This window comes from Imperialibacter sp., from assembly GCF_040222385.1.
Classification (GTDB): domain Bacteria; phylum Bacteroidota; class Bacteroidia; order Cytophagales; family Cyclobacteriaceae; genus Imperialibacter.
This window is the reverse complement of the sequence record NZ_JAVKDF010000004.1, coordinates 63,970-90,828: the sequence shown is the minus strand read 5'-3', so window position 1 is coordinate 90,828 and position 26,859 is coordinate 63,970. Positions and strand designations below refer to the sequence as shown.

17 protein-coding genes are annotated in these 26,859 nt (G+C 47.6%); 10 read left to right on the top strand and 7 right to left on the bottom strand.

Annotated elements, in window-relative coordinates; genetic code table 11:
* Window positions 1-30 precede the first annotated feature (30 nt).
* Complete coding sequence (locus RIG68_RS01235; RefSeq protein ID WP_350117921.1) at window positions 31-2,934, top strand: CHAT domain-containing protein; 2,904 nt, start codon at window positions 31-33, stop codon at window positions 2,932-2,934.
* Here RIG68_RS01235 and RIG68_RS01230 read toward each other — a convergent pair.
* From RIG68_RS01230 to RIG68_RS01215, 4 genes are read right to left on the bottom strand one after another with little or no spacing between them, the layout of a single operon-like run.
* Window positions 2,914-5,148: an OmpA family protein gene (locus RIG68_RS01230; RefSeq protein ID WP_350117919.1), complete on the bottom strand. Its 2,235-nt coding sequence runs from the start codon at window positions 5,146-5,148 to the stop codon at window positions 2,914-2,916. The two genes, RIG68_RS01235 and RIG68_RS01230, sit on opposite strands and share 21 nt — an antisense overlap.
* A 3-nt stretch (window positions 5,149-5,151) precedes the next feature.
* Entirely contained in the window at window positions 5,152-6,189 is a 1,038-nt protein-coding gene (locus tag RIG68_RS01225) for a PorP/SprF family type IX secretion system membrane protein (RefSeq protein ID WP_350117918.1), read from the bottom strand.
* Between the two features lies 1 nt (window position 6,190).
* A complete protein-coding gene (locus RIG68_RS01220) occupies window positions 6,191-7,399 on the bottom strand; it encodes a T9SS type B sorting domain-containing protein (RefSeq protein WP_350117916.1) in 1,209 nt (402 codons plus the stop codon).
* A gap of 10 nt (window positions 7,400-7,409) precedes the next feature.
* Window positions 7,410-11,810 carry a beta strand repeat-containing protein gene (locus tag RIG68_RS01215; RefSeq protein ID WP_350117915.1) on the bottom strand — a complete coding sequence of 1,467 codons (4,401 nt, stop codon included), beginning with the start codon at window positions 11,808-11,810 and terminating at the stop codon, window positions 7,410-7,412.
* A gap of 215 nt (window positions 11,811-12,025) precedes the next feature.
* Between RIG68_RS01215 and RIG68_RS01210 the strand changes: the two genes are divergently transcribed.
* Together RIG68_RS01210 and RIG68_RS01205 are read left to right on the top strand one after the other, a co-directional pair.
* A complete protein-coding gene (locus tag RIG68_RS01210; protein ID WP_350117913.1) occupies window positions 12,026-13,036 on the top strand; it encodes a DUF1593 domain-containing protein in 1,011 nt (336 codons plus the stop codon).
* A gap of 205 nt (window positions 13,037-13,241) precedes the next feature.
* The gene (locus RIG68_RS01205; protein ID WP_350069588.1) at window positions 13,242-13,406 is read left to right on the top strand and encodes a DUF1328 family protein; all 165 of its coding nucleotides are present in this window, start codon (window positions 13,242-13,244) and stop codon (window positions 13,404-13,406) included.
* A gap of 81 nt (window positions 13,407-13,487) precedes the next feature.
* On the opposite strand, the gene rocF is transcribed toward RIG68_RS01205, so the two are convergent.
* The gene (gene rocF, locus RIG68_RS01200; protein WP_350117910.1) at window positions 13,488-14,456 is read right to left on the bottom strand and encodes an arginase; all 969 of its coding nucleotides are present in this window, start codon (window positions 14,454-14,456) and stop codon (window positions 13,488-13,490) included.
* A gap of 568 nt (window positions 14,457-15,024) precedes the next feature.
* Here rocF and RIG68_RS01195 point away from each other — a divergent pair.
* The gene (locus tag RIG68_RS01195) at window positions 15,025-16,422 is read left to right on the top strand and encodes a type III PLP-dependent enzyme domain-containing protein (RefSeq protein WP_152000932.1); all 1,398 of its coding nucleotides are present in this window, start codon (window positions 15,025-15,027) and stop codon (window positions 16,420-16,422) included.
* Window positions 16,423-16,447: 25 nt separating this feature from the next.
* Here the strand turns inward: RIG68_RS01195 and RIG68_RS01190 are convergent, their stop codons facing one another.
* Complete coding sequence (locus RIG68_RS01190; RefSeq protein ID WP_350117908.1) at window positions 16,448-16,957, bottom strand: D-glycero-alpha-D-manno-heptose-1,7-bisphosphate 7-phosphatase; 510 nt, start codon at window positions 16,955-16,957, stop codon at window positions 16,448-16,450.
* Window positions 16,958-17,059: 102 nt separating this feature from the next.
* Here RIG68_RS01190 and RIG68_RS01185 point away from each other — a divergent pair, with 102 nt between their 5' ends.
* Window positions 17,060-17,803, top strand: a complete 744-nt coding sequence (locus RIG68_RS01185; RefSeq protein WP_350117906.1) for a polyprenol monophosphomannose synthase — start codon at window positions 17,060-17,062, stop codon at window positions 17,801-17,803.
* Here RIG68_RS01185 and RIG68_RS01180 read toward each other — a convergent pair.
* On the bottom strand, window positions 17,800-19,020 hold the full coding sequence (locus RIG68_RS01180) for an ABC transporter permease (protein ID WP_350117905.1): 1,221 nt from the start codon (window positions 19,018-19,020) through the stop codon (window positions 17,800-17,802). The genes RIG68_RS01185 and RIG68_RS01180 overlap by 4 nt on opposite strands.
* Window positions 19,021-19,091: 71 nt before the next feature.
* Between RIG68_RS01180 and RIG68_RS01175 the strand changes: the two genes are divergently transcribed.
* The 5 genes from RIG68_RS01175 to RIG68_RS01155 are packed head-to-tail and all read left to right on the top strand — an operon-like array spanning window position 19,092 to window position 26,793.
* Window positions 19,092-20,288, top strand: a complete 1,197-nt coding sequence (locus tag RIG68_RS01175) for an exo-beta-N-acetylmuramidase NamZ family protein (RefSeq protein WP_350117904.1) — start codon at window positions 19,092-19,094, stop codon at window positions 20,286-20,288.
* 9 nt (window positions 20,289-20,297) lie between these two features.
* Window positions 20,298-21,209: a methionyl-tRNA formyltransferase gene (gene fmt, locus RIG68_RS01170; RefSeq protein ID WP_350117902.1), complete on the top strand. Its 912-nt coding sequence runs from the start codon at window positions 20,298-20,300 to the stop codon at window positions 21,207-21,209.
* Window positions 21,206-21,700: a dihydrofolate reductase gene (locus RIG68_RS01165; RefSeq protein ID WP_152000927.1), complete on the top strand. Its 495-nt coding sequence runs from the start codon at window positions 21,206-21,208 to the stop codon at window positions 21,698-21,700. The genes fmt and RIG68_RS01165 overlap by 4 nt, the downstream gene beginning before the upstream one ends.
* Before the next feature lie 3 nt (window positions 21,701-21,703).
* Window positions 21,704-22,519 (top strand): SDR family oxidoreductase, encoded by an 816-nt coding sequence (locus RIG68_RS01160; protein WP_350117900.1) that lies wholly within the window; start codon window positions 21,704-21,706, stop codon window positions 22,517-22,519.
* A gap of 11 nt (window positions 22,520-22,530) precedes the next feature.
* Window positions 22,531-26,793: a S8 family serine peptidase gene (locus RIG68_RS01155; RefSeq protein ID WP_350117898.1), complete on the top strand. Its 4,263-nt coding sequence runs from the start codon at window positions 22,531-22,533 to the stop codon at window positions 26,791-26,793.
* Window positions 26,794-26,859 lie beyond the last annotated feature (66 nt).

Sequence of the window (26,859 nt, the reverse complement as noted above, 5' to 3'; positions counted from 1 at the left end):
GATTAGAGCCTATTGACCTGAGACGTGCTAATGACGAAACTTTTTAGCTTTGTACTTGTACTAATGCTGCCTGCCCTGTCGGCTGTGGGACAAACCTGCATCCAAAAGTACGACAGCGTGGAGCGGTACAAGCACAGCTATCCTGAGAAGGCAAAGTTTTATGCCAACGCACTGCTGGTCGACCTTGACTCGGGCAGGTGTGTAGAAGAAATTGGCCTGGCGGCTCTATACAACAATATAGGCCTGCTCTTTTGGGACCTTAACGACAGAAAGCGAAGCGTTAACAGCCTGTTAGCCGGTCTTAAGCACGAGTTGGTCAATAAAGACTCTATCCACAAAGATCTCCTCGGGCTTTACTATAACCTTTCCACCATCAATCAGGAGACAGGAGATTTTGAAACGTCGGGCAGGTACTTGAACCTCGCAGAGCGGGTAGTAAATAAATGGTACCTCAACAATCATGAAGCGCAAACACGATTCCTGCTGAACAAAGGCATTTACTACCGTGAAACCGGCGATTTCGAAAAAAGCCTGGCCGCACTTAATGAAGCTGTTAGCTTTATTGGCGAAAAGAATGATTCAATTAGAATTACCCTCCAGATTGAACTGGGCACTACTTACAGGCATTTCGGCGACCTTGAACACGGAGAAGAAGAACTGATAAGCGCAGTTGAACTTGCCCAGGGAACCCATGAGTGGCTGTATTTTCAAGCGATTGACAGGCTGTCATCGTTGAAAATCGAGCAAGGCGACTATTCCGACTCGGAAAACTACCTGCTGCACAACCTCGAAAGAAAGAGGGAGATTTATGGAGACCAGCCCGATGAAATGCTGGAAACATTGAATGAGCTGGGCTATCTGTATTACCGGCTGAATGACCTCGAATCTGCCGAATCGTACATGGATCAGGCGCTGGAAACCGGAAAAGACCTGCGGAATATCAGGCCCTACATGCTCAACAACCTCGGTGCCATTTACATGAAAAAAGGCGACCTGGAAAAAGCCGAAGAGTGTTTCACCGAAAGCTCCGAAGGCTTTAAGGCCCTCTATGGCACCATGAACCCTGATTACGCCAGCAGCCTGAACAACCTGGCTGGCATTTTGAAAGAAAAGGGTGAGCTGGGCGAATCTCTCAACCTGTACACCAGGGTGCTCGACATGGACAAGGTGCTGTCGGGCGTTAATCATCCAAACTACGCCACTTCGCTGAACAACGTAGCCCTGCTCTACATGCAGCTGGGCAACTATTCTCTGTCTGGCAAGCTGCTGATGCAGTCAAAGCAAATCCGTGAGAAAGCGCTGGGCAGATACCATCCGCTGTATATCAAAAGCCTCAACGACCTCGGGATTTATCATTTGCTAATGGAAGATTCGGTGGCAGCCATGGACGTATTTAACGAAGCGCTCGATTCTGAAATAAAGCACATGCAGGATGTGTTCCCTGTGTTAACAGACCGGCAGCGAAAGCTCTATTTTGATGAGACCAGATACAATATTGAAAGATTCTGTTCGCTTGCTTTTTCTGAAAGCTTTTTCAGTGGCCAATATGCCGAAGATGCGCTCAACCACTTCCTGAATACCAAGGGGGTTCTCTTCTATGCCTCCGAAAAAATGAAGAAACTCATCCAGGGAAGTGGTGATGAAAAGGTGGTTAGTATGTACAACGACTGGCGGGACAAAAAATACAGGCTAGCCCAGGCGTATCTTTTAACGGAAGAAGAAAGGATAAGACAAAATATTTCGATAAGTCTGCTGGAGGCAGAATCGGCTCAGCTTGAAAAAGAGCTTTCTCTATCGTTCAAAATCTTCTCCGATCAGGAGAAGTCGTCGTACCACACCTGGAACGAGTTGAGCGAGGTAATGAAAGAAGGCGCAGCCATGGTGGATATCATTCAATTCAGGAATTATTCTGTGGAGGTAAGTGACAAAAAGCTGAAGCAGGGTTTCGAAGAAAGGGAGCGCTATGCCGCCTTTGTTATCAAGCCGGGTAATGTGCTGGAAACAGTTACCTGGTCCAAGCAAACAGACTTTGCCAAGGCATTTTCATTGTACAAAAATGCCCTGCAGTTTGGCGTGCAGGATGTGAATAGCTACAACGTGTTCTGGAAACCGATTGGAGCGCATTTGAAAGACGTGAAAACCATTTACTTTTCACCTGATGGTCTTTTTCATAAGTTGAACCCTGTCATCTTTTTCGACAATGAACGTGATATGTACATTGCCGATGAATACGACTTGATTCATATCACTAGCGGAAAAGACCTGCTGTACTCAGAAGACACCAAGTTCGTAAGAGATGCCAAGATCTTCGGCAACCCTAACTTTGGCCGGCTGGGCGAAACACACAAACTGCTTCAGCTGCCTGGGGCCGAGCGTGAAGCCAACGACATCACCGGCATCCTTGATGTGAGAAAGTGGAAGTCGGATACCTATTATTTCAATGACGCCACAGAGGGCCAAATGAAACGGTTATCGAATCCGGGGCTGATCCATATCGCCACCCACGGCTACTTCAACGACGACCCCAATCATGTTGACCCGCTTCACAGCAGTGGCATTTATCTTTCCAGGGAAGAAGAGACCGACGATAACGATGGTCTGCTGTCCGCCTACGAAGCCATGAACCTTGTGCTGGATCAAACCAGCCTGATTGTGCTGGCCGCTTGCGAGACCGGGCTCGGTACCGTGAAAAATGGAGAGGGAGTATTCGGTCTACAACGTGCTTTTTTGGTAGCAGGGGCCAAGAATATTTTGCTCAGCCTCGTCAAAATCAACGACAATGCCGCTCGTCGGTTTATGAATATCTACTATCAGGAATTGTTGTCACTTGAGGATCCACAGGACGCTTTCTTCAGCGCAAGACGGCTGTTTAGAAAGGAGTATGAAAACCCTTACGACTGGGGCGCTTATATTCTAGTCTCTAAAAACTTCTAGAGGGGGAGCATTGAGTTCCACCTTGTGAAGAAATTCGAATAAGTTCTCCTCAGTGATAAAATTGGCCATATTTGGTGGGTTTGGGGCTGGTTCATACACCCGGATAGTGCTGCCTTTTTGTAACGGCTTTTTTGGGTGACCATTCCAGGCGATCAAAGCGTCCGATTCGTACCCAAGCTGCCTGGCAATCTCCATAAGGTCATTAGGCTTTCTGAGGATGTAGGTGCTTGCCGAAAGCAGGCTAACGGGTGTGTTCGTCTCAATTTGCACCTCCACCCTTCTCCGCAAAATCCTTTTGAACCAGTGATCACTGTCACCCTCAGGCGTTAATTCACCCCGTGGGTAAACAAAGACCTTCTCCGCTGGCACGCCAAGAGTCGTAAGATAGGTCTTTACAGCCTCTCCCCTTTTCTTACAGAGCTCCATATTGTACTCTTCGCCACCAAGATTGTCAGCAAAACCAAACAGGCTGATCTTGCTGATGTCATCGATGCTCACTTGCTCCACCATGCTATTCAAGGCTGCTTTCGCTTGTGGTCGTAACACCGCCATGCCGAAATCGAATAGAATCTTCTCAAAAGACTGATCCCTGGAAGGCTCCGACCTGCCACCGGAAAAGCCCAGGCTAGCCCTGCCTCCAGCGCCTGACGGCAGATAAGACGGCCCGGCTCCTGTTCGTTGTGACCCTGCTCCCTGCGTACCGCCCCCTTCGGCAATTGCAGCAGGGTCGTATACCTTTTTGGGCCGGGCGCCCATTTGCTTTTCAACTATAAGGTCGGGTTTTGGCTTCTCAAAGTTGACCGCTTCGTAGAGCTCATATCCCTGATAGTCCTCTACCCTGAGCGTCACAATATCAATCGATCGGGTATCTCTCAGGTTCGACATAATACGGGCATCTATCAGCGATTCTCCGGAAATGAGAAGAGATAAAAACAACTTTTCGTCGCTGACCTGAAAGGAAAAAAGATCCAGTATTTTCCCATCGAGCCGGTTGGTGGTGAGGAAGCCAACGGAGTCGGAAATATTAAAGTAAGTATCGTCCCAGGTGGAGTTAAACGGAGCGCCCAGATTGTAGACATGGGGCTCAAAAAAGGACTGCCCTTTTGCTGCATAGAGGTCGTAACCACCATAGCCTACATGGCCATCGCTGGCAAACACCAGGCAACTGAACACCTCAGAGTAGTAAGGTGTTATTTCGTTCTCCGAGGAGTTAATTACTTTACCCAAATTAATGGCTGGCGACCATGATTCGGCATACGCCCCTGTCAAACTCATCCATATATCGGCTCCCCCGGCTCCGCCAGGCCGATCTGAGCTGAAAAACAGCGTGTCCCCTGAGCTGGTGATATAGGGATGTTTGTTTTCCGACCCAGGCTCGTTGACGTACTCATTCAGCACCACGGGCTTTGTCCATTTGTCTTTCTCCATATAGCTAACATAGATCGAACAGTCTGAAGCAGCCTCTCCCAGGCAGGATGAGAAATAGAACTTCTTTCCATCGGCGGTAAAAGAGCCGGATCCCTCCGCCCAATGTGTATTAATATTTTCAAAATTTTGATCTCCTCCAGCATATACCCAGCGGTTGTTGCGGCGGTGCTCATAGGCAGCCAGGTCAGGCAGTAGCCCATCGTACTGACTGCCCTCAAACTGCTCGCCTGGCAGGTTGCGGGTAGTGGCAAATACCAAATGGAGATTGCCTGGATTTACAACTGCACCAAAATCATGAAATTTTGAGTTTATACCTTCTAACACATCCACCTTAAATCCCCGATCGATTTTCTTTTGCCTGATGGCCAGCAAACACCCCTCCTTATGGTTTCTGGATAAGTCAATCAACTCGGGACTCGCATCAGGCATGGAGATCAAAACATTATAAACGGAATCGGCTTCCTCATAGGCACTGTCGTGCATGCGCAAAGTGGCATAATAGTAAAGTGACCTTGCCCGAAAAGGATGGTCGGGTCGGTTGCCCAACGCAACAAATGCTACCTCCGCTTTATCGTACTGAAGTGTCTGTTGATAACAAATGGCCAGCTTGTACCTCGACTCAATGTTTTGCTTATCGATACTAACAATCTTTTCATAGTACTCAATGGCCTCCAGGTACTGATGTGCCTCAAAGTGTGCCTCCGCAAACTCCACCAGCTTAGGCACCGACTGCGAGAAGCCGATGTGGGCTGATAAAATGAAAGCGATAAGTATTACTTTTCTCATTGGCTAGAAAATGGGGCTCGTCATATTACGCAGCGGTCGAGACAAATTCAAATTATAAGTGAGTGAGATTTCATACGTTGGCAGGTCGTTGCTCAGCTCCGTGCCGAGGTTGTAAGTTTGGGCATTCAGGTCCACACTAAACCCAAGCCGTATATTTTCCACTTGAAAGCCAGTGAGCACAATGACCGAATCTCCCACTCTGTACCACGCTCCAAACTGCATAAGAAACGCAGTGCGGGAGCGCACAGAGCTAAGAAACGTAGACAGGTAGGTGCCTGCATTTACTTGCGTATTGCCATGGGAATACAGCGCATAGAAAGACGGGAATATGTGCCAGCGAGGTGCGAGTGGTAGTTTCACCGAACCGAAAGCCTTATAAAGGAAATTGAGGCGGCTGGGCTCAACACTTTGGTAGTCGATGATAGGTCGGTTAAGGTTATCGATGCTGGCACCGAACGTGAAGCTCTTGTCTCTGATATAAAGATTCTGGTTGTCGAAAGCCGTATACATGACCCCAAAATTAAAGACCGGATAGAAAACGGAAGAGACAGGAATGCCCTCCCCAGGTCTGGTGTCGTCATAACCAAAGTACTTATTGAACTGAGAACCCCACTGCAATTGGTTACCATTGATTCGCTGCTGCACAGCGCCCCCCTGTAGGCCAAAAATAAAGTAACGGTTTGAAAACTGGTCAAGCTTGATATTGTAGGCTCCGTTCAAAAGCACCTTTCTGGCACTGTAAAGCCCCTGATAACCCCGGCGTTCCTGAAAAAAACTGATCCCTGCTCCACCTACCTGTACCGATTTGCTGGTGTGCTTTTGAAACGGGTAGGTGAAGGTGGTTTGCACCATCTCAAAGAAGTTTTCTGAATTAGGGCTGCCCCCTCTTTTGTAGTTGGAATTAAGAGAAAGGTTGGGGATAGCTCCTGTAAAGGCCGGGCTCATAAAAGACGAGCTGGCAAAATATTGCGAAAACTGTCCCTCCTGAGCCAGGAGGTTGAGTGAAGCAAAAAGTAGTAGCGCAGTAAAAGTCTTTCTCATATTATTTCACCAAAAGTACTGCGCCCGATTGATTATGATTCTCTGTCTCGCCCTGCAGCTGAATGGTATAGTAATACACACCATTGGGCGCTCCCACTCCCGATGGCATGGTGCCATCCCACCCCATCAGCGAAAGATCGACATCGTCTCCCGCCTGGCTGTAGAGGTATACCTCTTTGTTGAACGAGTCGAACACCTGCATATAAATACTTGTCACCTTATCACCAGAGTAGAACGGCCGGAACAAATGATTCTCGTCCAGTTCACCATTGGGTGCGAAGGAGTTGGGGACAAAGAAGTGGGGCCTGATGATGACTGGTATCAGCGCTATGTTCAGGCGAGTGACCTCACTTGAGATGGGAATGCGCTCTGTCGATTCAAACCTGCCAAACGACTCCGACTGTGGGTCAGAGCCATCGACAAAGACACCCGGAACGCTATGGTATAAGGTATCATCTGCAGTGTACATAACTAACGCCGCTTCATATTTCTCGGACCGTATCTGCTCCCCATTTTGAAAATTCTCCAGATCGATGCCAGAAAAATCCACGCTAACAAAGGCACTTGCCAGCACCTCCGGCGACACCACTTGCCACTCTACCTGATCGGCAATTCCCACAATGTCCTCGTCGGGATTCAATGTGGAACCATCCGGACGCAGGATTCTCACCTCGAATGTAATATTTGGATCGAAGCCACTGAAGGTGATGTAATTAGTAAATCCGTTGATGCCTGTAGGAAAGGTAAGTTCACCATTAGAAAGCACACCCAACGCTCTGCCTTCAATATACCCGGTACCACCGGAGGTTGTGCTCCCTTTAATAACTACTTCCTGATCAGCATCGGTTTTGATCACCCCTCTGGCCATGCTCATAGTGCCATTAACAGTCACTTTTCTGGGGTTTACTATGAGCTGTCCGTCTTTGTCTACGGTAAAGTCAAAGAAAATTAGCTCTTCTCCAATAAGCTCCTGGTCGGCCGTGCCAATGAATTTGATGCTACCGACATCCGTGTTCGACACGAAGTTGATATCGCTGAAGCTCGTTACCTGCCCCTGATTATTTAGTCTTCCATTCAACGTAGTGTTGCCGCCAAAGTAAAAGCTGGCGTCGCCGCCTACGAAGAGGGCGGCGTCGCTTCCGAGGTTGAAGGATTGGGCCCAACCAGAAAAAGTGGCCAGAATAAAAATGAGGTTAATGATGCTTTTCATTCCTTATTCATTAGTTGATTGACCTCGAAATTTCAACCCACCGCAATAAATCGGCATTGTACAAGAGGTGCAAGGTAGAGTTTTGGCCCATAACAAAACTTGGGCTATCTAGTAGCATACCGCCTGACCCAGCAAAGCCCGAATTCATTGTCACGGTTGGCGCTCCGGCCCCAACAATTAATATTACTTCCTGACCATCCTGGCCTGCGCCTATTTGATTAATAGTACCTGAAATATTTACTCGAACGACTCTGGACGCAGGCATAGGAAGTGCATTAGAGACTATTGATTCTAGCTTGGGCGGAGTGGTGAATGCTCCTGTAATAGAGGCACTGCCGCCTATTAGCACACCCCCGTCAACATCAAGCGACGTGCCTCCAGCCGTGGTGTTCGTTATAACCATGGCTGGAAGAGAGCCAGCACCATTCATATCCAAGAGTATTCCATTGCCTACCGTTGCGTTGTGACTGACTACTAGAGCATTGCCGTCTACTATTTTATCAACCTGAAGAGAAGCTCCAGTGCCGGAGCTTTGAGCAGTAACGGCAGCAACCGAATTACTCGCACTTACGGTTTGGAAACGGGCAGTAACACCGGTACCACTGTTAGTTACTGAAAGAGCGTTGTTTGGATTAGATGTATTGCCTTGAGTAATAAGTAAGCCAAAACCGGAATCAGCCTGTTGATTGACAATAATACCATTTTTGGTGCCTCCGCCGGCAGCTGTTCTCACCTCAAGGCGGCCCCCAGGTGCCGCAGTGCCTATTCCAACGTCGAAGGTTGTGTTGTTGGAAACACCATCACCAATGATAGCCGTTTGGGTTGTTGTAGCAACGGTGCCTGCACCGAGGGCGATGCTCCGAATGGCATTTGCCTGCGCTCCAGCGCCAATAGCGATGGAGCTATTAATTGTGGTTGGCACGGTAGCCCCATTACCGATGGCTATTGAATTGGTAGCGCCGGCAGCTACTGTAGCCACCTGACCCAGAGCAATTGAACCAGCCTCTCTTGCTTCTGCCTGTGCACCTAAAGCCACTCCATTTAAATCAGCCGTTGTAAACCGACCAACGGCCACAGATGAACCTCCGGATGAGGTTGATGAGCGCCCAATGGCAATATTCTCTATACTGCTTGTAGAATTAGCATTCCGCCCTATTAAAATATTGTCGGCAGATGCGGTCACGCCAGTACCAGCATTCCGTCCGAGTATTATGTTATCGGTAGCGCTAAGTAAAGCGGAACCGGCTGTGAATCCCATAACCAAATTATTTGAGCCGGTTGTTAGTGCGTTTGCAGCGCCAGGACCAATAAGTATATTTTGTGTACCTCCCGCCAACGCAATGCCTGCGTTTCCACCCAGGTAATTGTTATTTATATCAGCAACAAAATCTCCCAAGGGACCCCATCCTCCATTGTATCCTTCGAAAGCTGCATTGGTTGTATTATACCTTAGCATTCCAGGTACAGGCGTGCCAGGTTGTTGCACTGTTGTGCCACCTGGTAGTTTCAAGGCGCCTGTGCCAAACATTGTAACATCATTATTCTCCAACTTCATCGATTCAAATTGAACCGTTGTTCCATTCGGGATAATTTCAAAAGAAAGGGAGGAGCCCCTGGCACTGCCTGACCATGCCTCCGTTGCCTGGCTACGAATCATGCCAGACCTAAGAAAACTGGCACCATCATATCCTACAAAAACGATGTCACCAATACGATCACCGAGGGCCAGCGCAGCAGGAGCACTTTGGTTGCCTCCAGCACTCACCAACGTGACCTGAGAGGGGTTCTGAAATGACCAGGCTGTCAACTGGGCCTGACCAGCGGAAGTAAAGTCACCTGCCACAGCGCCTAATTGGTAGTCAGTAGCGGGCAGCACACTTGGCACTGGGTTACTCGTTCCAAAAGTTAGATTATCACCATTGTCGGAGAAGACAGAAGTGATCCCCCCTCCCGGTGCCCAACTCAGAGCTCCTGCCCCATCATTCGTTAACACACCCGCCAGATTGTCGGGAGGTAAAACTAAAGAATGAGTCAATGTTGCAGCGTCAGCAGCGATAGATACAGTGCCACCACCAGCGTTTAGCTGTATATTACCTGACGTGATAATATTCTGTGTGCCAAAATCGGGCGTGATTTTGGTGCCAGCTATGGCTGCTGCGCCACTAATTTCGTTGTTGGTAATAGTTGTTGCCGCAATTTTCGTGTTGTCAACAGCGTTGGCGGCAATTGTTGCAACACCTGCATTTGACAAAGTCATGTCTCCTGAAATTGCCACGGCAGACGGCAGGCCAGCATTGCCAACCCAGATACTGCCGTCGACGAGCGTCGACCCTTCATCCACGCCATCACTAAAGGCAGTTGGTACCCCCTTTAGCTGGCTCCAGTCAATAAGGTTACCTCCTGTGTTAATAGTGCCAACGCTACCCAAAATCGTTCTGTCTGCCACCCAAACAGGGTCTAATTCAGTCTGCAAAGCCGTGCCCAACAACGTCCGTTCAGCTCCAGTGATAATCTGCCCACTGCCGGCATTAGTTACATCTGTGAACTGAGTCACGCTGCTGCCTGTCAAATAGGTACCAACTCTGGCATCTGTATAGTAAAAATTACCAGCTCCTTCGGTAAGGTCATCTGTGTCGAATGAGGTTAGGTCGGTGACTCCATCGTCAACTCCATCACTAAAGGCAGCTGGTACCCCCTTTAGCTGACTCCAGTCAATAAGGTTACCTCCTGTGTTAATAGTGCCAACACTACCCAAAATCGTTCTGTCTGCCACCCAAACAGGGTCTAATTCAGTCTGCAAAGCCGTGCCCAGCAAAGTCCGTTCAGCTCCAGTGATAATCTGCCCACTGCCGGCATTAGTTACATCTGTGAACTGAGTCACGCTGCTGCCTGTCAAATAAGTGCCTACCCTGGCATCAGTATAGTAGAAATTACCAGCCCCTTCGGTAAGATCATCTGTGTCGAATGAGGTTAGGTCGGTAACTCCATCGTCAATATCATCAGCAAACCCAGTAGGAATTCCTGTTAATTCGGTCCAATCAATGCCGTCTTTGATATTGGCCGGGACAGTAGGGTCCAACTCTGTAAAAGGCACACCCGTCAAGCCACTGCCATTGCCAACAAAACTTCCCGCCGTTACCGAACCAGTAGTGCTAATATTTTGAGTGCCAAAATTGGGGTTGATCTTCGTTCCAGCTATCGCCGCAGCCGCATTAACATCGGCATTCACCACGCTAACACCTGTTAGGCTGCCATAGGCCCCATCAAAATCATCAGTAGCGTCCAGGTCAAGAGTCGGATTGGCGATCACAAGAGCTGTTGCAGTTGCAACATCAGAAGCAGTTTCGCTTCCTACAAAATCAACAACCAACCCAGTTCCAAAATCACCGCTTACATCGCCACCGGAAGGCGTATCAGACAAAGTAAGATCGTCGCTGAAGTCAGGGTCAATAAAGGGGTTGTTGATCACGAAAAAAGTGGCTGCACCAATATCAGCAGCTGCCTCGCCACCCACAAAGTCAACAACCAACCCAGTTCCAAAATCCCCGCTCACATCGCCGCCGGAAGGGGTATCAGACAAAGTAAGATCGTCGCTGAAATCAGGATCAATTGAAGGGTTGTTGATCACGAAAAAAGTCGCTGCACCAACATCAGCAGCTGCCTCTCCCCCCACCTGATCCACCACCAGTCCCAGCGCAAAGCTCCCCGAGACATCGCCAGGGGCCGGAACGGCAGAAGTAGAAAGGTCGTCAGTATTGTCGATATCCAAAGTGGTCGGCACGTCAGCCAGGTCGTTGAACGAGCCGCTGGCTGCAATCGTCGCCAGGCCGGTAACCTGGGCTATGTCTATTACCCCAACAGAAAATGGTGTCGTGTTTCCATCGCCTAAGATAGTGGTGCCGTCGCCTGCTGAACTTCCGACCTCATCCACTCCGTCTGCAAAGCCAGCCGGTATATTGGTCAACTCCGTCCAGTCGATGCCGTCTTTGATGGCATCAGGCACTGTTGGGTCAGTTTCAGCCAAAAGAAAGCCTGTGGCTGCCAAGTCCACCGAGTTGCCGTTTTGAATGGTAAGGTTGGTGCCAGACACAGCAAGGGTTTGATTGTCAGTAACTGACAGGGCAATCCATCCGCTATTCAGCCAGAAGTAGAAAAGCCCCTGCTCATTGTCATACACAAGCAATCCATTGGATTGAGCATTGAGCCCGCCCGCCATACTTGTTCTTTGCGCTGTGGTAAGTTGAGGAATGAGGAGCCCCTGGTCGCCGTTTGGGGAAACGAGGTGTAGCACTGCCCTTGGGTTGGGGTTTTCGGTATTTACACCGGCAGAAAAATTCTGTGCAGAAACAGTGCCTGATAGCAATAGCAATATCAGCCCCACTGCTGCTTTTAGGTTAGGTCGAACAGCCATAATGAGTAAAACTTATATAATTTAGCCTAAAGACAAACGCAAATAAAGTTCATACACCTGTTTGTCCAGCGTCTAGAGAGGTATAATGTATCTAAAAAATAATAGCCAATCAGTAAAGGTATTGCTTACATAAAAAATAGTCAAATAATTCTTGTATAAATTATATTTTATCTGGCATTTTCACCAGAAGAAGTTTCAGTATCTCATCTTTAACCATGACACACCACAAAGAATTACCACCTCTCAGGTCAATTGAAAACATCTTCCGCTATCCCATGCAACTGCTGCTTTTGGCGACAATTGTACTTGCCTCAGCTTGTAACGATTCCAAACCCGTCACTGACCTGCCAAATATCATCGTTTCCACAGACATTGGCGGCAGCGACCCCGATGACTACCAGTCGCTCGTTCATTTATTTGTTTATGCCGACCAATTCAACCTCCTCGGCTTAATTAGCTCGCCCCCTGATGCTGGGAGAAAAGAGCACATAGAGGAAACAATTGCAGCCTATGCCGCTGATTTTGAAAAGCTTAAAAAGCATTCCACACGCTTTCCTTCCCCGGAGTACCTCCTCAGCATCACCAAACAAGGGGCCACCGATTCGCTCCAAACTGGAATTCCAGGTGAATTAAGCGAAGGCGCCTCATGGATAATAGACAAGGCCAAAGAAAACGCTGGCCAGCCGTTGTACATCCTTGTGTGGGGATCAATCACCGATGTAGCTCAGGCGGTACACCACGACCCTTCCATCAAAAGCAATATAAGAGTATATTCCATTGGGTCGTGGAACACAGTGATGGATCCAAAATCGAGAGATTACCTTTTTGACAACCACCCTGACCTGTGGTGGATTGAAAACAATACCACCTTCCGGGGCATGTACATGGGCGGCGACACCACCAACAGCATGGGTAATCTCACCTTTGTTGAAAACCACGTAAAAGGCCATGGCGCATTGGGAGAATTATTTTGGGAAAAGAAAAAAGACATCAAAATGGGCGACACGCCATCGGTGCTCTATTGCCTCAATGGTGACTTAGACAACCCTAAAGGAGAAAGCTGGGGTGGTTCATTTATAAAGACTAGCCACGGCCCCAATTATTGGACTGACAACCCCGCAGATTCTCTTATCGAAAACAACAGAGCCGGTGCAAAAACAGTGAACAAATTTCGGCAGGCTTACCTGCGGGACTGGGCAGCTCGTATGGGTTGGTTGAAAGAGTAGAAGAACCAGACTTTTACCGTAGAATCGAAGCCATTTTAGAGAATGCATCAACAAGAAAATATTCAATATTTTCTTTCTATATTTCTATTTTATAAAATTTTATTTACCTGATAATCAATAACATAACTCTTATACTCCCAACCCAGGCTGTTTTGAGCCGTTAGCATTGGGGAGATCATTTTATTTTCAACCAAAATTAAAAGCTATGTTAAGATTGATTATTGGACTGCTGATTATCGCATTGATAGCCGCAGTTTTGGGCTTTGGCGGGATAGCCGGAGCCGCAGCAGGTATCGCACAAATAGTGTTCTATGTGTTTGTAGTATTGCTGGTATTATCACTGATATTCCGACTTATCCGGGGCGCTTAGCAACGCTACCTAAAAATAACAACAAAGGCTGCATGAATAACGCAGCCTTTGTTGTTTTAAGTTAGTAGTGCAATTCTTGTATTAAACCAAGACCGGCTTCATCCTCGAATCTTCAAACGACCTGGCTGTCGCTTCCATAATCTCAAAAGCTACTTCGGCCATCTTGTTTTCTGAATCCAGCGTTGGGTTGATTTCCACCATTTCCCAGCACAGCACCTTTGGGCTTTTCACCAACTCAGTATTGATCACTTTTGCTTCCTCTACCGTCAATCCACCAGGCACGGGGGTGCCAGTACCCACCGACACAGAAGGATCAAGGCTGTCGACGTCAAATGACACATAAATCATGTCGCACTCCCGCAGTTGCTCAAGCGCCATGGCTGCTACTTTCTTCGGGCCATATTTTCTTACCTCCTCAGTAGTATAGTTACGCATACCATGTTTTTCAGCCAGGTAGTCTTCAGGCGCTTCAGTGTCACGTTTTGAAATAAATACCACATCAGAAGGGTGCAGCTTAGGGCCTTCTACCCCAATTTTCTTGATCTCCTCCCAAATATGAGCAACCTCGGCCGGCGGTTCGTTGGTTTGCACGTCTCGGTTGTCGGTGCCCAGCGCCATGGCCAAAGGCATGCCATGCACGTTGCCTGACGGCGTTGTGTAAGGCGTATGCAAGTCGGCATGGGCATCTACCCAAATCACGCCCAGTCTCTTGTCCGGAAATGCCTTTTTTACGCCTGCGATAGTGCCAAATGCTGTACTGTGATCGCCTGCCAGCACCAGGGGCAGTTGACCAAACTCCAGTGCCTCACAAACAGCGTTGCACACTCTCTTTTCCACACCAATAATAGCGTTCACATATTTGGCTGATGGTGAAATGAAACCAGTGAACAACGGGCTGTTATCAGTACGAACGTTCACGGAGTCGTACCTGGCAAAAAAATCTGACTGAAGGTCGATGCTGGCAATTTTTACAGCATCGATGCCCAAACTGGCACCTCTCGTGCCTGCACCGAGTTCTGACTTAACTTCGATGAGCAAAATCTCTTTCATTGTAATGGGATTATGTTGTTTAAGCTTTGAAAACCAGTTTACGAACGCCCATTGCTTTGCGATGTCAAAAAAGCAGAACTATCGAGCGCTCCAGAATCAGGCGGGGCTAGTTATACGAAAAATGATAGTAGGGCAGGTATATTCTGCACGGCAACGCTCTGACTCTGAGCGCCTGGTTGGGTTCCAGTTGTTTACCTATGTAGCAAGACATAAAGTTAGGATAAGGATGCCAATAATATTCATCCACGGTGCAATTTAAGATATTTTCAGCATCGAAATCGCATCAATTATTAAATATTCGCAAAAACACGCAGCAAAATTGCGCATGTCACCAAAACTCACAACTAAGCCATGAAAACCCTCAAAGCGCATCTGAAATGTTAACGTTTTCTTCATTTGCACTAATTGCCTGAAAAATAAGCGATTATATAAAAAAATTGGTGCTAGCCCAGATCATTTGGCAATACTGTTGTTAATGGCAGACCTATACCTTTATATTTGCTTTTCTGTGCCCTTTATAGCACGGCACCTGGTATATTAAATGTAATCAAGAACCGCACTGATTTAGATGAAAAGCTACTTCGATCTGATTGATCAGACCTTTGAATTCCCGACTGAAGAATTTAGAGTAGAAAACAATCAATTGTTGTTTAACGAAGTGAACCTGATGGATGTCATAGAACAATATGGCACGCCTCTCAAGCTCACTTATCTTCCGAAAATCAGTGAACGAATACAGTACGCAAAAGAAATTTTCAATAACGCCATAGCTAAACACAAGTACGGAGGCAAGTATACTTATTGCTATTGCACCAAGTCCTCGCACTTTTCATTTGTGTTGGAGGAAGCCCTTAAAAACGACATTCACATCGAAACGTCGTCTGCTTATGACATTCCCATCGTTAGGAACCTGTTTGAGAAGGGTAAGATTTCCAAAGACACCTTTGTGGTTTGCAATGGCTTCAAAAGGCCGCTTTACACTGAGTATGTTACCGACCTGATCAACGACGGTTTCAAAAACTGTGTACCCATTCTTGACAACCTGGGAGAGCTTGATAAATACGAATCGGGCGTGACAGTTGATGAGTTTCAAATCGGCATCCGGGTGGCTGCTGATGAGGAGCCGAACTTTGCGTTCTACACCTCCCGCCTTGGCATCAGGTACAACAACATCATCGACTTTTACAAAAACAGAATCAAGGACGGTAAGTCGAAAGCGAAGCTCAAAATGCTTCACTTCTTCATTAATACCGGCATAAAAGACACTGCTTACTACTGGTCGGAGCTCAGCAGGTTCATTTACATGTACTGCGAGCTAAAAAAGACCTGCCCCGAACTCGACACTATCGACATAGGCGGCGGTTTCCCTATAAAAAGCTCGTTGGCGTTTGAATTCGACTACCCCTACATGGCCGAGCAGATCGTTGAAAACATTCAGTGGATTTGCAATAAGAACAATGTGCCGGTACCCGATATCTTCACTGAATATGGCTCGTTTACCGTAGGCGAAAGCGGTGCCACGATCTACTCAGTGCTTGACCAAAAGCTGCAAAACGACAAGGAGCTTTGGTACATGATGGACGGCTCATTCATTACTCACCTGCCTGATGTGTGGGGATTGAATCAAAAATACATCATGCTGCCCATCAACAACTGGGACAACAACTTCCACAAAGTAAACCTCGGCGGCCTTACCTGCGACAGCATGGACTACTACAACTCAGAGGCGCACACTTCGGAGGTGTTCCTGCCTGTGATTGAAGACGACGAAACGCTTTTCTTCGGGTTCTTCCACACGGGAGCCTACCAGGAGGCCCTGGGTGGATACGGGGGCATTCAGCATTGTCTGATTCCCGCTCCCAAACACATCATCATCGACAGAGACCAGAGAGGAACAGTAACAACCAAACTTTTCAGAGAAGAGCAGGAAAGCGACAGCATGCTGAAAATACTTGGCTACAAATAGCCAGCTAACTTCTGCTACCGCTAGTCTATTTCATAATGACATTGGTGACCGCCTCCAAAAGGCTGCTTACGCAGGCATCAGCGGAGGGAAACTTTTCTGGAGCCCCTATGCCAATCGTATGCATTCCCAACTTTCTGGCGGGCACCAGGTCCCGGTCGTTGTCGCCCACCATCCATGATAGCTGCGGGTCAACATTATTCAAAGCAATGGCCCTTTCAAAAAGCAGGGAGCCCGGCTTTCTGCCCAGCGATTCTGAGATAGGTGGGTAGTGTGGCGCATAAAACACATCGCCGATAAGCCCCGGCAACTGCTCATGCATCTTCGCATGACAAGCCTCCACGTCCTCCCTGGCATAGATACCTTTAGCAATTCCGGCCTGGTTGGTGATAACAACAGTTACGTAACCGTTCTTTTTTAAAATTTCTAAAGCCTCTTTCACACCCGCCTCGATGGTAAAGTCCTCAGGCTTAAAGGTATACTCGCCCCTTTCGACGTTAATTACTCCATCCCTATCTAGAAATATGGCTTTGTTCATAAACTGATCCCGGTATTTAATCGTTAAAAAAGCGGCAAATTCACTTTATATATTCAAGAAACGAAATGGTTTTAATATGTTTGGCGTTCACTAGCAAAAACTGTGAATAAAGGCTTAGTCATTATCCCAACTTACAACGAAAAAGAGAACGTCGCTCTCATGATCGAAGCGGTGTTTGATTTATCCATGCAGTTTGACCTGCTTATCGTGGATGACGGCTCTCCGGATGGCACCGCAGCCATCGTTAAGCACATGCAGAGTATTTGGCCAGAAAGGCTTCATATTCTGGAACGAGAGGGCAAGCACGGGCTTGGCACCGCTTATATAGCCGGATTTCAATATGGGTTGGATAAGGGCTACGAATACATGTTTGAAATGGACTGCGATTTCTCTCATGACCCTAAAGACCTTGCGAAGCTTTTTAACGCCTGCGACAAGGATGGCTTTGATGTTGCCATTGGCTCGAGGTACGTTGACGGGCTGGTGAATGTGGTCAACTGGCCGATAAGCCGGGTAATGATGTCTATTTTCGCCAGTTTATATGTTCGTTTCATTACCGGTATACCTGTGTCAGACACTACTGCGGGCTTCAAATGCTACCGCCGGCATGTGCTGGAGACTATTCCCTTCAATAAAATCAAGTTCGTTGGTTACGCTTTCCAGATTGAGATGAAGTTCACAGCCTGGAAGTATGGCTTCAAAATTAAGGAGATTCCGATCATTTTTACCGACCGAAGCCGTGGAGAATCCAAAATGACCCGGGGCATTTTTCAGGAAGCTGTTCTCGGCGTGCTGCAAATGAGAATTTATAGCCTTTTCAGGAAATACCTGCGGGTAGAAGCTTAGTCAAACTTGATAGCAGCAATGGGTCTGATGTTGATAATGACTGTTGTGGGAATAAATAACGTGAGGTTCACTACCACAAAAGTGAGGATATTTACCAACACAATCGCCCACCAGTCCCAATAGATAGGCACGTAGTGCATGTAGTAGCTGGCAGCATCAAGTGGTATGATGTGAAATTGACTTTGAAGCAGGCCCAACCCACCGGCTATCACATTGCCCCAAAGCATCCCCTTGGCAATAAGTCGCATGCCATTCCACGAAAAAATTCGTCTTACCGTCAGGTCTGTGGCACCGAGGCCTTTCAGTACCCCAATCATGTTGGTGCGCTCCATAATGAGGATGAGAAGAAAAGACACCATGTTGAAGCTGGCAACAAAAAGGATGAGCACCAGAAAAATGGCCACATTCCTGTCCAGCATCTGCAGCCACTCAAATATCTGAAAGTACTTGTTATCGGCCGTATCGGCGTACAAGTCCGAATCCAGCACGTCGTACATCTCATTTTCAGCAGCTTCCATGTCGGAAGGATCACGTAAAAACACCTCATAGCCTCCGACCAACGAATCGGGCCAGTTGTTGAGCCGTTGCACCAGGCCCAAATCCCCTAAAATCATCCTGTCGTCGAAGTCTTCGAGACCTGTCTCATAAATGCCTGCAATCGACAACCTTCTGAACCTGGGAGGATTTTGCACCACATACATGATCACTTCATCACCAACATCCTTCTCCAGCTTATCGGCTATTCTTTTACTCAACAACACTTCGAGAGAATAAGAACTGTCAGAAAAGTGGGGGAAATGACCTTTCAGGAGGCTTGGCGCAAACTTGGTTGAATCAAAATCGATGGTCACTCCCTTGAACACCACACCCAAAACGGCATCCTCAGTTTTAAGAATCCCCATCTTGTAGCCAATAGGCTGCACGTGAGAAACAAAGTCATATTCCTTCCAGTGAGTGTAAAAGTCAGACGTAAGGCTTATTGGGGGCTCGTCAAAATTGTTGGATTTCAAGGTGTACCTTGAAATCTGCATGTGCCCCGCAAAACCATATATCTTGTCAACGATCGTAGTCTGAAACCCCCTTAGGATCAAAAAAGCCACTAAAGCGCTGGCCAGGCCTACAGCAATGCTCGCTATAGCGATCCTGCCAATAGAGGCCGAAAATGACCCTTCATGGTCTTTGTTTATTCGCTTCGATATAAAGTAGGAAAGATTCAAAAATGATTAATTTTGCCAGCAGAATTAGTTTCGACCCTCACAAAAATAAAGACATGCCTCACATTTACACTATGATTAGGATTGCATTTTTTAGCATTATGCTGACTGCCTGCGGCTCTGATGCGGCAAAACAAGGAGATAAGAAGGCCCTAGTGGAAGAGGTAGCTGATTCTCAGATAAAAGTTGGCGCAGCGCAGATGGAAGAATACTTGCCAATCCTGCAAAATAAAAACGTGGGTATGGTGGTGAATCATACCACGATGCTGGGTGAAACGCACCTGGTTGACTCACTGCTCAGCAGAGGGATTGCCATTAAAAAAATATTTGCACCGGAGCATGGCTTCAGGGGTGACACCCCCGCCGGCGACAAGGTGGGAAATGAAGTCGACTCGAAAACAGGAATCCCCATCCTTTCCCTGTATGGCAGCCACAACAAACCTACAAAGGAAGACCTTTCAGGGCTTGATGTAGTGATTTTTGACATCCAGGATGTGGGGGCCAGGTTCTACACCTATACCAGCACCATGAGCTATGCCATGGAAGCCTGCGCAGAAAACGGCTTACCATTTATAGTGCTTGACAGGCCCAACCCACTCGGCAATGTCATTGACGGGCCGGTTATGGAAGAAGCCCAAAAGTCATTTGTTGGCCTCCATCCCATTCCTATTGCCTATGGCCTTACCATGGGTGAGCTGGCCACCATGATCAACAATGAGGGGTGGCTGGAAAATAGCGTTAAAGCCGACTTGCAAGTGATCAAGCTGGCAAATTGGACACATAGCAGCTCTTATAATCTGCCTGTAAGCCCATCGCCCAATCTACCGACGGATCACTCCATCGCCTGGTATCCGTCTATCTGCCTTTTTGAGGGCACGATGATGAGCCTGGGCAGAGGTACTCATTTTCCCTTTGAAGTATTGGGCTACCCTTCGCCTGAGTTTGGCGACTTTCAATTTACTCCTGTTCCAATTCCTGGCATGTCGATGGATCCAAAGCATCAGGACAAACTTTGTTATGGTATCGACATGAGGCAAGCTCCCGTACCCAATGCCGTGGATCTTTCCTATCTCATTTCATTTTACAAGAAAACGCCAGCCGACTCCAGTTTTTTCAACAACTACTTCGCCCTTCTGGCGGGAACTCCTGACCTTCGTAAACAAATTGAGCAAGGAATGAGTGAGGCTGAGATCAAAGCCACCTGGCAGGAAAAGCTTAATGCATACAAGCAGATAAGAAAGAAACATCTGTTGTATGATGATTTTGAATAAACAGCCTTCATGACAAAGGATCTTCGAATAGTATTTATGGGTACGCCAGAATTCGCCGTACCAAGTCTTGATATTTTAGTAGCCAATGGGTGGAATATTGTTGGGGTGATTACAGCACCTGACAAGCCTCAAGGGAGGGGTAAAAAGTTGGGTGTGTCGGCTGTTAAGGCCTATGCTGAAGAAAAGGGACTCAATATCCTGCAACCAACCAACCTTAAGTCGCCAGAATTCATTGCGGAGTTGAAGGCATTGGATGCCAACCTGCAAATAGTAGTTGCCTTCCGCATGCTGCCCGAAATAGTATGGCAAATGCCGGCCTTAGGCACTTTCAACCTGCATGGATCGCTTTTGCCCAAATACCGTGGCGCAGCACCCATCAACTGGGCTATTATCAACGGCGAGAAAGAAACGGGTGTCACTACTTTTTTTCTGAAACACGAAATTGATACTGGCGATATCCTTTTTCAGGAAAAAGAACCGATAAGCGATGAGGACAACGTTGGTACAGTGTATGAAAGACTCATGAATAAGGGAGCCGCACTGGTGTTAAAAACAGTCGAAGCCATTGCAGAAGGCAACTACAAGGAAAAGCCGCAGGAAGTTTTCGAAGACACGCCTACGGCACCAAAAATATTCAGAGAAACCTGTGAGATCAATTTTGAACAACCGACGGAGCAGGTGGTTAACTTCATCAGAGGCCTATCGCCCTACCCCACCGCCTGGACAAGCCTGATGGGCAAAACTGTGAAAGTTTACAAAGCACGAAAAATCAACCAAAAGGGCGAAAAAGAAATGCTGAGTGACAGCAAGACGTACCTCTATCTAAAAACCGCAGATGGGTATATCTCCATCGAGGATTTGCAGATGGAAGGCAAGAAAAGAATGGACATAGAAGAATTTCTCAGAGGCAATAGAATATGATCATATCCCAAATAGTAGCAGTCTCCCGGAATGGTGTCATCGGCAATGACTATAAAATGCTGTGGCATATGCCCAAGGACTTCAGATACTTCAAGGACCAAACAATGGGTCATCATGTGCTCATGGGTAGGAAAACCTTCGAGTCGCTTGGTAAAATCCTCCCAGGCAGAACGTTTATTATTGTAACAAGAGACAAAAACTTCAGCCTGGAGGGCGCCCATGTTGTTGATTCTATAGAAAAAGGCATAGCGTTAGCCAAAGCAGCCGGAGAAGAAGAGCTTTATATCATTGGCGGGGGGGAAGTCTACAAGCAAACACAGCCTATTTCCGACATCCTTTATATCACAGAAATTGATGTAATTGTGGAGGGAAATGTGAAATATCCTCTTCCTGACACACACATTTGGAAAGAAGTTAGTCGAAAAGACATGTCCTCTGACGAAAAAAATCCTTATAATTATTCATTCACCCAGTGGAAAAAAAGAAAGTAGCGTATGGCTGAGGTAAAAGGCAAAGTAGTGTGGATCACAGGTGCATCTTCAGGAATTGGAGAGGCGATTACCTATGAAATGGCCAGAAGGGGAGCGAAACTTATTCTGTCGGCTCGCCGTCAGGAAGAACTGGAGAGGGTGAAAGCTGCTTGTTTGGCAACGGTGCCGGGCCTGGCTGAGAAAAATGTAAAAATACTGACAGTCGACCTGGCCAATGCAGCAAGTCTTGAAGCCAAAGCGAAAGAAGCAGAAGCCATGTTTGGTGTGGTCGACGTGCTTGTAAACAACGGCGGCATCAGTCAGCGCTCACTGGCCAAAGACACCCAATTGGATGTTGATCGCAAGGTAATGGAGGTCAATTATTTTGGAGCCATTGCCCTTTCAAAGGCGCTACTGCCCGGTATGATCAGCAGAAAAAACGGGCACCATGTCGTGATCTCCAGTGCGGTGGGCATCATCAGCTCGCCTTATCGAACAGGGTATGCGGCCAGCAAACATGCCTTGCATGGCTTCTACGACGGGCTCCGGGCAGAACTGCACGACGACAATATCAAAGTGACCATCATCTGTCCTGGATTTATCCGGACGCAGATTTCCGTCAATTCAGTTACTGGTGACGGGGGTAAATTCAACGAGATGGATGACGCTCAGGCAAATGGTATTGCACCGGAAGCGGCAGCAAGGACGATTGTGAAAGCAGTGGAAAAAGAAAAGGAAGAGGTGTACATAGGAGGAGTGAAAGAAGTGGGCGGTATTTATGTGAAGCGGTTTTTTCCTTCTCTCTTCTCACAGATAGTGCGAAAGGTAAAGGTGCGTTAGCAGCTTAAGAAATGAGGGTAAGCCATTGGTATAAAGTGTTGTTACCGGGCAGTTTTTTGCTGCTCATGGTCTTATGGCCCATGGCAAGCAGTGCCCAACCCAGCAGAAGATACCAACTACCGTCGGGCAAATCAGCGTCGGATATCCAGTCTGATCAGCTCATCATTAAATTCAAAGACGGCAGCTATTCAACAGGCGCCAGGACGTTACAAGCCGCTCCCGATATTGCCCCATCCACTATTGGCCAGAAGATACCGATAAAGGAGCTGAAGGCACTCGATCCTGCATCCAATTCAAACGCAAGGACGCTCCAGCGGCCAAGCAAATACCTGGCTAACATGTACAAAGTTGAGTTGGCAGAGGGCAATGTGCTGGAAACGATCAACGAATTACTTCGGTATGACAATGTGCTTTATGCCGAGCCAGTTTTCAAAGAGCAGCTCTTTCTGATACCCAACGACCCGGACGCCGCCACAGCAAGCCCCAAGCAGCCCTATCTCTCGTCTATCAAAGCCTATGATGCCTGGGGGATTACGACTGGCGATTCTACCATTGTCATTGGCATTATTGACACCGGAGCAGACTATACCCACGAGGACTTAAGCGGTAACATCTACCTGAATACAAATGACCCTATCGACGGCGTCGACAATGACGGAAACGGTTACGTAGACGACTACCGTGGCTGGGACTTCGCCAACAGAGACAGCGACCCTAAGTCAGATTTTGGAGACCACGGCACCCACGTTTCGGGGCTATCTTCGGCCAGGACCAACAACGCCAAAGGAATGGCCGGAACGGGTTTCAAGTCTAAGTTTGTGCCATTGAAGGCATTCAAAACGGAGGACAACACCTCCTTTGGTAATTATGAAGCCATTATTTACGCTGCCAATCAGGGCATGGATGTGATCAACCTTAGCTGGGGCTCCACCGGCAACTATAGCCAGGCAGCGCAAGACATTATTAACTATGCTGTGCTGGAAAGAAATGTGGTGGTAGTGGCTGCCGCCGGCAACACCAACGCCGAGCTTACCTTTTACCCGGCCAGTTATGACAACGTATTGTCTGTAGCTGCTTCCACCAATGACGGCACCAAGTCTTCCTTCGCTACCTATAGCTACTATGTCGACCTGGTAGCTCCCGGCACAGCCGCCTATTCAACCAGAAACAACAGTACCTATGGAACTGCTGATGGCTCATCTTTCTCGTCGCCTCAGGTGGCTGGTGCAGCTGCTTTACTCAGGTCTTATTTCCCGAAATACTCTGCCATCCAGATAATGGAGCAGTTGCGTATCACTGGCACGTCGGTGGATGGGCTGGCTGGTAATGCTCAGTACAAGGGTCTGCTGGGCCGGGGTATGCTCAACATGTACAGTGCCCTAACTGATACGCTTTCTCCTTCGGTGCGTTTGGTGAAAGATTCTTTGTATACGCAAGCCGGGAAGAAGGTCTTTTTTGGCGACACTGTACACTATGATTTGCAAGCCATTAATTGGCTCAAGCCGGCCTCAGGTCTTGAAATTACCCTCGAACCCCTTAGTGATTTGGTAACGTTAAGCAGCAACACCTGGACTACCCCCTACCTGGCCACATTTGACTCTACCAACTATGCATTTTCTGCTATTCTGGATGAAAATACTCCTCCTGATTCCAGAGTTGTCTTCAAAGCGAAAATCAAAGCGTCAGGCTACGCCGACACTCAATATTTTGAGTTCACTACACAGCCGGATTCGACCACTACCTCGTCTTCCAATCTATCACTTACCATTAACTCGAAAGGAGACCTTGGCTACACAATGGACTCTTTAAAAGCAGGCAATGGGGTCAAGTTTCAAAATATCAGTGTGGCTAGCCATGCTGGGTTTCTCCTCGGTAATAGTGATACAACATTAGCTGACAATGTTGCCAATAACCTCGTATATGGAACAAGGAATAACGATTTCTCCGTTAACAAGCACCTCAAGTTATTCGGCGGAACGGTTGCCGACAATTACTACGAAAACAGCTTTACAGCAACCCTCAGTGAATCCCTATCAACTCTTGTGGAACAGAAAACCCTGTCCTGGAATTCTCCTGACGACAGAAACTTTCTGATCACTGAGTATCGGGTCACAAACACCTCCGCAGATGCTATCGAGAACGTTCATGCAGGACTCTTCACCAACTGGAACATCGGCGTCGGCGACAATAACCGCACTGAATGGGTCGACTCTCTAAGACTTGGAGTTACCTACATTGACGAAGACAATATCTATGGCGGGATAGCCCTGCTCACAAACAATACTCCAACTTTTTATGCAGCCGACATCGATAACCTGAACGAAAACATAGCCGTGACCGACTCGCTGCTTTCGGATTCGCTCAAGTTTGCCTGGCTGAGTGCAGAAATGGTCAAAACAACTGCCGGCCAAAGTGGAGCAGGCAATAACACCGCACAAATGAATGGTGTGAAGATCGGGAACCTTGGCGCCTTTAAGAGTGAAAAAGTAGCTTTTGCCTGGGTTACTGGGGAATCAAAAAATGCCCTTATTACCGCCGTGCAACGAGCTCGCCTCAGGTATGCTGAATTCCAAAACAATCCCAGAACCATTGCAACGGTTTTGGCTTGTAAGGATTCTCCGGTTATCATCAGCCTGTCCGGTGGCACTTCATTTGATTTCTTCGCAGACGCCGGAGCCACAGACACGCTGCTGATTCACGGAAATGACTACCTGACAGATACCATCAAATCACCCGCCACCTTCTTCGTACGAAACGCTGACAACAACTACACAGGCGACTTGTTTTCTGTGCAGGTTAATATGGACGGCCTCGACGCCAATTTCAGTGTTAGCTCAGACACTGTTCTGCTTGAGCCAGGTGTTAGCCCCACCATCAGCCTCGCCAGCCAAAGCGAAAAAGCAGTGAGCTGGGCCTGGGACTTTGGCAATGGTTCCCAAAGCACTTTAGAAAATGCTCAGGCAAAATACAACGAGCCTGGTACCTATGACATAACACTAACAACGAGCAGCAAAGCAGGGTGTGTTTCCAACTCCACTAAAGCTGTTTTGGTGGCTAACAGAGCTCCACAGCCGGTCATCGATGCTATAGTAATTTGCGCAAATGCCTCCGCAACTATTCAGGCTGCAAATGCCACAAAAATAAAAGTCTATACCGATTCGACCAGCCAGGCCGCAGTCTTCGAAGGTGCTTTTTTCACCTCCGGGCTGCTTGATAAAGACACTTCGTTCTACGTGGCCAATGCAGACAGTCTTTTTGAAAGCCGCAAGGTATTGGTCTCTGTACAGCTGAATCGACCCATCGTTGACTTCACCTATCTCCCTGATACTACTCAGTTCGAATCGGCGATCCTTCTGGTCAATCAAAGCAGCAATGCCACTGGCTACCAATGGTATTTAGCCGACAGCCTCATAGGAGACACCATGAATAGCCAATTGATTTTGGGAGAGCAAACCGAAATTACCATCAGACTGTTGGCCAGCAATGAGCAGGGATGTACCTCATCAGTTTCAAAACTATTGAGCTTCACCAAGTCGGCGCTACCGATAGTGTCCGACAGCCCAGTTTGCCCCGGCGAAAACTTCACTCTGGTGCCGGAAAACGGGAGCAACTTTCTTTTTACCTCAGCAAACACCGGGGAGCCACTGCACAAGGGAAGTAGATTCGATGTTTTGAACGTGACGGACACTGTGAAGCTAATTGTAAAAGGGATCGACTCTATTATAGAAAGTGACCCTGTTGAAGTTTCAATATATCCTTACGACTTCTCTGCAGACTTCCTTATTGAGCCGGAAGTCCTCATCCTGAAAAAACAAAGAACTGCCACTTTTACAAGCCTGTCGCCAGGCGCTACTTCATGGGAATGGGTGATCAACGGAAGCCTGATAGACATTTCCCAGCAGCCCCTGCTGGCATTCGATTCCGCTGGGATTTATGACGTGATGTTGATAGCCCACAATGAAGAAGGCTGTGCGGATTCTGTGTCAATGGCGTACCAGGTATTGGAAGTAACTGGGGTTGAAACTGCAGCGGACATCTTCAATTTATTCCCAAATCCGGCAAGTGAGACCATAGCTATTAAACTTCTCAAGCAGCAAAATGACGCTGTTATATCCATCATCAATATGGCTGGGCAGGAGGTTCTTAGTCGCTCCCTGGATACCAGCCCGGGACAGTCTGTTGAAATAGCAATCGGTTTGCTACCAAAAGGTGTTTACACCATCCGCCTGTCAACTCCTTCGCAAAGCTGGCAACAGCGGCTCATCAAAAAATAATCTGATTAGTTCTCAAAAAGGTAGTTTTGCTTTTATATTTTTAGATTAACCTAAATTAATTTTATT

What these genes read in the sequence shown, in the direction of transcription:
- RIG68_RS01205 (WP_350069588.1), top strand. Translation starts at nt 13,242, where the DNA reads ATGTTAAGATTGATTATTGGACTGCTGATTATCGCATTGATAGCCGCA.
- RIG68_RS01220 (WP_350117916.1), bottom strand. Translation starts at nt 7,399, where the DNA reads ATGAAAAGCATCATTAACCTCATTTTTATTCTGGCCACTTTTTCTGGT.
- RIG68_RS01155 (WP_350117898.1), top strand. Translation starts at nt 22,531, where the DNA reads ATGAGGGTAAGCCATTGGTATAAAGTGTTGTTACCGGGCAGTTTTTTG.
- RIG68_RS01160 (WP_350117900.1), top strand. Translation starts at nt 21,704, where the DNA reads ATGGCTGAGGTAAAAGGCAAAGTAGTGTGGATCACAGGTGCATCTTCA.
- RIG68_RS01210 (WP_350117913.1), top strand. Translation starts at nt 12,026, where the DNA reads ATGACACACCACAAAGAATTACCACCTCTCAGGTCAATTGAAAACATC.
- RIG68_RS01230 (WP_350117919.1), bottom strand. Translation starts at nt 5,148, where the DNA reads ATGAGAAAAGTAATACTTATCGCTTTCATTTTATCAGCCCACATCGGC.
- RIG68_RS01235 (WP_350117921.1), top strand. Translation starts at nt 31, where the DNA reads ATGACGAAACTTTTTAGCTTTGTACTTGTACTAATGCTGCCTGCCCTG.
- RIG68_RS01190 (WP_350117908.1), bottom strand. Translation starts at nt 16,957, where the DNA reads ATGAACAAAGCCATATTTCTAGATAGGGATGGAGTAATTAACGTCGAA.
- rocF (WP_350117910.1), bottom strand. Translation starts at nt 14,456, where the DNA reads ATGAAAGAGATTTTGCTCATCGAAGTTAAGTCAGAACTCGGTGCAGGC.
- RIG68_RS01195 (WP_152000932.1), top strand. Translation starts at nt 15,025, where the DNA reads ATGAAAAGCTACTTCGATCTGATTGATCAGACCTTTGAATTCCCGACT.
- RIG68_RS01215 (WP_350117915.1), bottom strand. Translation starts at nt 11,810, where the DNA reads ATGGCTGTTCGACCTAACCTAAAAGCAGCAGTGGGGCTGATATTGCTA.
- RIG68_RS01165 (WP_152000927.1), top strand. Translation starts at nt 21,206, where the DNA reads ATGATCATATCCCAAATAGTAGCAGTCTCCCGGAATGGTGTCATCGGC.
- RIG68_RS01175 (WP_350117904.1), top strand. Translation starts at nt 19,092, where the DNA reads ATGATTAGGATTGCATTTTTTAGCATTATGCTGACTGCCTGCGGCTCT.
- fmt (WP_350117902.1), top strand. Translation starts at nt 20,298, where the DNA reads ATGACAAAGGATCTTCGAATAGTATTTATGGGTACGCCAGAATTCGCC.
- RIG68_RS01225 (WP_350117918.1), bottom strand. Translation starts at nt 6,189, where the DNA reads ATGAGAAAGACTTTTACTGCGCTACTACTTTTTGCTTCACTCAACCTC.